Origin of the sequence: Streptomyces sp. ME19-01-6 (assembly GCF_033793745.1) — a bacterium.
Lineage (GTDB): Bacteria > Actinomycetota > Actinomycetes > Streptomycetales > Streptomycetaceae > Streptomyces.
The window spans coordinates 1-553 of sequence record NZ_JARAXF010000144.1; the positions used below are offsets into that span (position 1 = coordinate 1).

At 72.2% G+C, this 553-nt stretch carries 1 pseudogene; it reads left to right on the top strand.

The annotated features are described in order from the left end of the window. Nucleotides 1-553: pseudogene (locus tag PV419_RS53055) on the top strand (hypothetical protein); the annotation flags it as partial.

Below are 553 nucleotides of genomic sequence, written 5' to 3' on the forward strand. Positions count from 1 at the left end.
GGTGGAGTGGACGGCGTGGTTCGGGGTCGGGGGTTCGGACGCGCGGCCGTCCGTGCTCGATCTGCCGACCTACGCCTTCCAACGCGAGCACTACTGGCTGAACGGGAGCGCCGCGCTGGCCGCACGGACGAGCGCTGGCGTGGACGGGTGGCGTTATCGGACGGCGTGGTCTGCGGTGTCGGGGTTGGATGCGCGGCCTGGGTTGGGTGGCCGGTGGGTGGTGGTGGTGCCGGAGGGGAAGGCGGAGGACCCAGCGGTGGAGGTGGTCGTTCGGGCGCTGGAGGGTGCCGGGGCGCAGAGCGAGACCTGGGTGCTGGGTGTGGAGGAGCAGACGCGTCACGCGCTGGCGGACCGGCTGCGCCGGACGGATGGCTGGTCGGACGTGGTGGGCGTGGTGAGCCTGCTGGGGCTGGAGGAGGCTGCCCACCCGGGCTTTGCCGGGGTGTCGGTGGGCTTGGTGGGGACGGTGGGGTTGGTTCAGGTGGTGGGTGAGGTGGGGTTTGGTGGGCGGTTGTGGTGTGTGACGCGCGGGGGTGTGTGGGTGGGTGGGGAT